The organism is Anaerobacillus alkalidiazotrophicus, assembly GCF_001866055.1.
Genome location: NZ_MLQS01000019.1, coordinates 141,395 through 148,110, shown reverse-complemented (window position 1 = coordinate 148,110; position 6,716 = coordinate 141,395). Strand labels below are relative to the sequence as shown.

Below are 6,716 nucleotides of genomic sequence, written 5' to 3'. Positions count from 1 at the left end.
ACGTGGAGCCAGTCTTCGGATTTTTGAAGGCTAATTTGCGTTTCACTCGAATGTCTGTGAGGAGCAAAGAGAAAGTAGAAAATGAATTAGGCTTCGCGTTTATGGCGGTGAACTTAAGAAAGTACACCGCCATAAACGCGAACGGAACTAATGGTCATGAAAATAATCCAATCGAAAAAAGGTTCCGATCATCAAATACAATAATCGGAACCTTTTTTCTTTATTTTTGGCTAGTTATGTCCCAGCCTCATAGTTTTGTTGATTATGATTTTAAGATATCATGTTCGACGTATCGTTCACTGTTTAGGTGGGTAATAACATTAATAGGAACTTATATACCGTCACCTGTTGTAATGATCGTATGAACACTAACACCAGCTATTGTTCCAGCTTCCCAAATTCTTTCAATGTTCGCTTTTTCTTCGTTATCAACCACAATGACCTTTTTATTTGAAAGGTAAATTCTCTTACATTGTCTTAAAAAATAGTTAGGTTTTTTATCGATATACAAAGTGAATTTTTAGTAAAAAATGTTTATTGATTACGCTATTTTTATCAATTTCAAAAAGGGAATTTGATATGAAGTACAGATGCACAATCTATAGATGAATATATTTTTGATTTTAGTTCGTACTTTGTTCCTTCATAAAACAAACATTTATAACTTTTATCCTTATGTACCATATTTGTTTTATCAAAAGTAAAAAAATGAGTAAAAATATACACAAATACTTAATATTAGCTAATAGAAAACTTTACAATATCGAAAATTGGTATAAAATAGAGAATGTAAGCGTCTATAATTCAACTAGGACCTTTTAACTGTAAAAAAACCAATTAGGAGGTGGTAGATTTAGAGATAGAAGTATTTTTCTCACAGTTAATATGATTAGGAGGAGGACTATGCTTAAGAAAAAAGGAAAAAACAGTACGCAATTAAGAAAGAGGAATAATAAAAATTTTATCTTTAATAATGCTACATTAAAAACGAAATTAATAGTGTCTTTTATACTACTTGGTGTGATACCAAGCATTATTATCGCTAGTTTTGTATTTTCAGTTTCCAGGAACACTATAGAAGATAAAGTAGCAGAGATGACTCATGAAATAGGCTTTCATTTAGCAAATAATATTAATACAATGATTAATGAAATCGTACAAACTACATTAATTCCTTTTGGTAACTCTGAATTGTTAGATAACCTTGTTGGAAGTGAACAAAGCTTAACAGAATATGAAATATTTCAGAAAAACAGAAATGCGACAGATGGATTAACTGCAATCACTAATACTAATAGAAATCTTGAAAATTTACAATTTGTACGGAATGATGGAGTTCGCTACGGTCCGCAAAACATTTATTTAAATATACAAGAATTCATTAATTCAGACATTGAGAAACAGGCTTATGAACTAAATGGTACTTTATTATGGCGTCATGGCTTTCAAAATGATCATGATAATATTTACCTATTTAAAAGTGCTAGAGACTATTCAGGGAGAGATCGGGGAGTATTTATTTATACAATAGGCAGCGATATCTTTAACGATGTTGTAGGATCGGATGTAACTTTAGAAAAAACAATTTATATTGTGAATGAGGAAAATCAAGTTATTGCAAGTAATAATTCTGAAGAAATTGGGAATCTATATACCGGGCATTTAAATATGAACAACAGTAGTAGTGAATTAATTTCACATAATGAATTATCAAATGGTTGGCAAGTAGTTATTTCTACACAAAAGTCTTATTTAATGAAAGAAATTAATAGTGTTGTGTATTTAGTTTATTTAATCGTTTTTATTTGTATTGTTATTTCTATTTTTGTAGGCATTAAGATTACATATAGCATAACAAAACCGTTAAGTAAGATGGTAGCATTGATGAGTAAAGCAGAACATGGAGATTTAACTGTTCAAACCGATTACCTTCGAAACAATGAAATTGGTCAATTAGGACAAAGTTTTAATAATATGCTTGCAAATATAAAGAATATTATACAAGAAAATAAAAAGGTTTCTGAAAGCGCTGTCGAAAATGCCGATCATTTAAAGAAGATTTCTAATGAATCATCCGAAGCAGCAGAACAAATTGCAACGGCCATTGAAGAAGTCGCAAAAGGGTCAGTGGAACAAGTTGATTATGCTGAAAAAACAAACCAAGAGATGAAAGGATTATCTCAAGAAATCTTAGACGTAACTAATAATGTAGAGAATGTGACAATAGCCACTGCTAAAACAAAGGATTTAAGTAGTAATTCAATTAAAAATATGAATGAATTAACTACACTTAATAAAGATGTACAAGAAAAAATTTACGAGATTGAGCAAACAATTGTAAAACTCGGTAAAGATGTTACCGGTATTCAAGGAATAATAAAAATTATTAAAGATATAAGTGACCAAACCAATTTATTATCATTAAATGCTAGTATTGAAGCTGCAAGAGCTGGAGAATCCGGAAAAGGATTTGCTGTAGTAGCTAATGAGGTTAGAAAGCTTGCAGAACAATCAAAAGTATCGACCATGAATATAGAGAAAATTATTAATCAAATTTTACGCCAAACAGAATGTTCGGTAGATTTAGTTAGGTCCTCAACAACATTATTTGATATTCAAACAAATTCAATTAATAAAACTAGAGATTCTTTCGAGCATATTTTAAATGATACAAATGTCATTATTAATGATGTTTCTAGAATCGGAAATTCTATTGCGAAAATTAATGTGAGCAAAGAAAAAGTTGAGGAAGCAATTGTAGAAATGGTTAGTGTAGCAGAACTTTCATCATCAACAACAGAAGAAGTTACAGCTACAACAGAAGAACAATTTGCTGCAGCGGAAGAACTCGGTCACTTATCAGAAAGATTGTCTAATACAATTTTAGAATTAGAGAGAATGATTAATAAATTTAAAATTTAATTTATCATACTTAATGTTTACTATTCTATAAAACTATAAAGCTGAACTTCAATCAGTGGGGATCTCACTGCCCCTTAAGAGTAGGGTAAAAAATGACCAACAGTAAAAAGCCTCTGCATTAGATAGAGGCTTTTTCTTTTGAGATTGTTTACATCACAACATCTTTTGGATTGTAAACATTTCCGAAAGTAATGCCCAATTTTCCGGGAAACTACGGCCTAGTATAAAGTAGCTAGCACCTCTGAGTGAATATTCATTAATTAGATCTAATTTTGCTTTCATACTTCTAGCGTCTTCAAACCATACGATATGTTCATTACCACCTGTGTCATAGTAAGTGAAAAATGGTGCTTGCACGTTGTAGTCATATTGGATAACGGCTCCAACTTCTCTTGCTAGATTAACCGCTTCTCTTGGTCCGATTGTTTCTGCAAAATCAACAGTTGGATCAAATGGTAACTGCCAATCGTATCCGTAAAGTGGGAGTCCTAACATTATTTTATCGTTAGGAATAACCGATGTTGCATAGTCTAGTACAGCACGCATGGTTGGTAAAGGTGAGACGGCCTTTGGCGGACCACTAAACCAACCTCCAATATCATATGTCATCAAATTAACAAAATCAACAATTTGGCCATGGGCTGCATAATCGTGATCAAGCCCTCCGAACCAAGCAACAGGTTCACTAGGCCCGACTTTTGGGGCTAACGTAGTAGAAACTAACACTCCTTGTTCTTTAATTCTCGGTGTAATCTGCCGTAGGAATTCATTATATAATTCTCGATCTTCAGGATAATTCTCTTCGAAATCAATATTTACAGCAAAATACGGCTTTTCTGCTAAAACCGCTACTAAATTAGAAACAAAGCGTTCTCTAGCTGTTTCATTCGTAAATAATTCTCTAGTGATATTAGGTGAAAATTCCTCGCCAGTAAAATTAGTTATGACAAGCATCGGTACGGCATCAGTATCTTCAATTGCATTCAAAATTTCAACGTCATCTATTCGAGTAAGCTCACCACTAAATGTTACACGGTAACTTGAAACATTGAAGTTAGTCAAATATGGTGCGTATTTATAAATAATATTCACTGCATTTGGATCATCTGCACGAACATAAGCATTTACTTCAATTGGTCGAATTCGATAATACACCGGAGTTTGATAAAAAAACGGATTGATAAAACGATTAGTTGTTGGGATAACTAATGTTTGGCCTGGAACTAAAAGGGTTTTTGGACTAATTTCATTTACATTACTTAATATTTCCAGAGGTACACCATAACTATTAGCAATCGACCAAAGTGAATCTCCACTACTTACAACAGCAATTTGAACCATATAATCACTCCTTACTTATTCAAATTAAAATATTCCGTTATTCATTTAGTTGTGCAAAGAACACGATATCTTCGTTTATTCCATAAATAAAACAAAATGGTGGTGTAACTTATTTTTTTGTTCACCGTCTAAAGAATGAATAGTAGTTTTAAGGGGGAAAAGAGATGGGGTTTAAAATTCTGATAGTGATGATTACTTTGTTTCTTTTTGGAATAGGAGTGACTGGATGTGGGATCAGTGATAACCAAGACTTAGCTTTGTCTAGTAACGTAATAAAAACTGAGAAAACATTACCAACTTCCTTTTACGAGTTAGCTGAGCAAGGTACGGTAGCGTACAAAGTAACAAGTCAAGATGCTTTTAATGAGCATTGGGATTATTTTGGGTTAACAGGAGTTCCAAAAAAAGTTGATTGGGATAGTCAAGCTATCCTGTTTCTAGGGATTATTGAATCAGGGTCATGTCCATTTGAGTTTTATACTGTTGAATTAAGTACTGATAAGTCGGAATTGATTATTCAACTTAAATTAGAAACCGAACGTGCTTGTACGGATGATGCAACTCCAAGAACATTTGTATTAGCACTTGATGCAGAAGAAGTAGCCGAAGTCTCTTATATAAACGTTCATTATTATTATGGATTAAACCCAAGAGTTAAAATTCATGAAAATTAAAAACAAAAGTTATTAATGAAAATTCATTATTTTTGCCAATAGGATACTGTAAATAACATCGTAGAAGCGATTCTATATAGTTTCATGCAAGACATTTTTGGCAAATATGAATTCACTCACATAGAAACATTATCGCTAAAAAACTTGATTAATTTCATTGGAAAAAGTAAAAAGCTACAGTTGTAAAATAGTGAAGAGATATAACTATGTTAAGTTTTGAGAGGAGGGATGAAATGGAAAATCAATTTTTTGTTGGTTGGGGTACACTGGCATTAATTAATGCTGGATTAGCACAAGGAAAGAACAGATCTGGTCTTAACTGGTTTTTAATTTCATTGTTTCTTGGTCCGTTAACTACCTTCTTGTTATTACTACAAGAAAAGTTGCCAGAATAATGTTAATCAAACAAGTTCACGAAACTTGTAATGAAGAGAGGAAAGCATCAGAATAAGGATATACTATTGGATTTATCCCACTCTTATGGGGAAAGTAAGACCCCCACCTCAAAACTTAAGGAAATCAAGAAGTTTAGGTGGGGGATAAACTGCCCCTAAAGGTCCGATATAGAATAACTTTCATCAGTGATAGCTGATGATTAGTTATTCTTATGCCTGTGGTATAAGTTGAACTAACAATCAGTGGGGGATGAAGGAAAACCCCCACTGATTGAAGTTCAGCTTTATTTAACTATTTGTTTACAAAATGTATTGGAGGAATGATAGATGGAGATTGGTGTAAGTACGTTTGTTGAAACGACACTAGATGTTCAGACTGGCGAGGTGATAAGTCATGCACAGAGATTACGTGAGGTTGTAGAAGAAATCGTGCTTGCTGATCAAGTTGGCTTAGATGTATTTGGTGTCGGCGAACACCACCGAGAAGATTTTGCAGCGTCTTCACCTGCAATCGTCTTGGCAGCAGCTGCTCCACAGACGAAACGAATAAGGTTAACTAGTGCAGTAACCGTGTTATCTTCCGCTGATCCGGTTCGTGTATTCCAAGACTTTGCAAGTCTAGATGGTATTTCAAACGGTCGTGCAGAAATTATGGCTGGCCGGGGATCTTTTATCGAATCTTTTCCGTTGTTTGGCTATGATTTACAAGATTACGATGAGCTATTCAATGAGAACTTAGAATTGTTGTTAAAAATACGTGAATCTGAAAAAGTGACATGGAGAGGTAGTCATCGTCCAGCTATTAACAACTTAGGTGTTTACCCACGCCCAGAACAAAACCCATTACCTGTGTGGATTGGTAGTGGAGGTAACCCAGAATCAGTCATCCGTGCAGGGGTACTCGGATTACCTCTAGTATTAGCGATTATTGGAGGAAATCCAGTAAATTTTGCGCCGCTTGTACAGATCTATAAGAAAGCTGCCTCAAAGGCAGGCCATGATATATCTAATTTGCCCGTGGCATCACATTCGCACGGCTTTATCGCAGAAGATACGGAGACTGCTGCAGATAAATTTTTTCCCTCGACACAATACGTAATGAACGTACTTGGGCGAGAACGAGGTTGGGGTCATTATGATCGATCGAGTTTTGATGCGGCACGTAGCTTTGAAGGTGCACTATATGTAGGAGACCCACAAACGGTTGCTAATAAAATTATACATCTACGAAAGAACGTAGGTATAACACGTTTTATGCTACATGTACCAGTCGGCTCAATGCCACATGATGATGTAATGAAAACTATCGAGCTTTTAGGAACGGAAGTGGCACCGAGAGTTCGAGAGGAAATCTCTAAATGGGAAAGCGGAGTGAATAATTAAC

At 34.2% G+C, this 6,716-nt stretch carries 5 protein-coding genes and 1 pseudogene; 5 read left to right on the top strand and 1 reads right to left on the bottom strand.

Annotated elements, in window-relative coordinates:
- A pseudogene (locus BKP45_RS23050) lies at nucleotides 1-365 on the top strand (hypothetical protein); the annotation flags it as partial.
- Between the two features lie 538 nt (nucleotides 366-903).
- Nucleotides 904-2,922, top strand: coding sequence for a methyl-accepting chemotaxis protein (locus BKP45_RS22640; RefSeq protein ID WP_071390354.1), 2,019 nt, complete (start codon nucleotides 904-906; stop codon nucleotides 2,920-2,922).
- Nucleotides 2,923-3,075: 153 nt separating this feature from the next.
- Here the strand turns inward: BKP45_RS22640 and BKP45_RS14210 are convergent, their stop codons facing one another.
- Nucleotides 3,076-4,263 carry a glycosyl hydrolase family 18 protein gene (locus BKP45_RS14210; RefSeq protein WP_071390353.1) on the bottom strand — a complete coding sequence of 396 codons (1,188 nt, stop codon included), beginning with the start codon at nucleotides 4,261-4,263 and terminating at the stop codon, nucleotides 3,076-3,078.
- Between the two features lie 164 nt (nucleotides 4,264-4,427).
- Here BKP45_RS14210 and BKP45_RS14205 point away from each other — a divergent pair, with 164 nt between their 5' ends.
- The 3 genes from BKP45_RS14205 (at nucleotide 4,428) to BKP45_RS14200 (ending at nucleotide 6,715) form a co-directional block, all read left to right on the top strand.
- On the top strand, nucleotides 4,428-4,937 hold the full coding sequence (locus tag BKP45_RS14205) for a hypothetical protein (RefSeq protein ID WP_071390352.1): 510 nt from the start codon (nucleotides 4,428-4,430) through the stop codon (nucleotides 4,935-4,937).
- A gap of 233 nt (nucleotides 4,938-5,170) precedes the next feature.
- On the top strand, nucleotides 5,171-5,332 hold the full coding sequence (locus BKP45_RS22635) for a hypothetical protein (RefSeq protein WP_169824130.1): 162 nt from the start codon (nucleotides 5,171-5,173) through the stop codon (nucleotides 5,330-5,332).
- A gap of 327 nt (nucleotides 5,333-5,659) precedes the next feature.
- Entirely contained in the window at nucleotides 5,660-6,715 is a 1,056-nt protein-coding gene (locus tag BKP45_RS14200; RefSeq protein WP_071390351.1) for an LLM class flavin-dependent oxidoreductase, read from the top strand.
- The last annotated feature ends 1 nt before the right edge of the window (nucleotide 6,716 follow it).

Coding starts and splice junctions, on each gene's coding strand:
- BKP45_RS22640 (WP_071390354.1), top strand. CDS start 904: ATGCTTAAGAAAAAAGGAAAAAACAGTACGCAATTAAGAAAGAGGAAT.
- BKP45_RS14210 (WP_071390353.1), bottom strand. CDS start 4,263: ATGGTTCAAATTGCTGTTGTAAGTAGTGGAGATTCACTTTGGTCGATT.
- BKP45_RS14205 (WP_071390352.1), top strand. CDS start 4,428: ATGGGGTTTAAAATTCTGATAGTGATGATTACTTTGTTTCTTTTTGGA.
- BKP45_RS22635 (WP_169824130.1), top strand. CDS start 5,171: ATGGAAAATCAATTTTTTGTTGGTTGGGGTACACTGGCATTAATTAAT.
- BKP45_RS14200 (WP_071390351.1), top strand. CDS start 5,660: ATGGAGATTGGTGTAAGTACGTTTGTTGAAACGACACTAGATGTTCAG.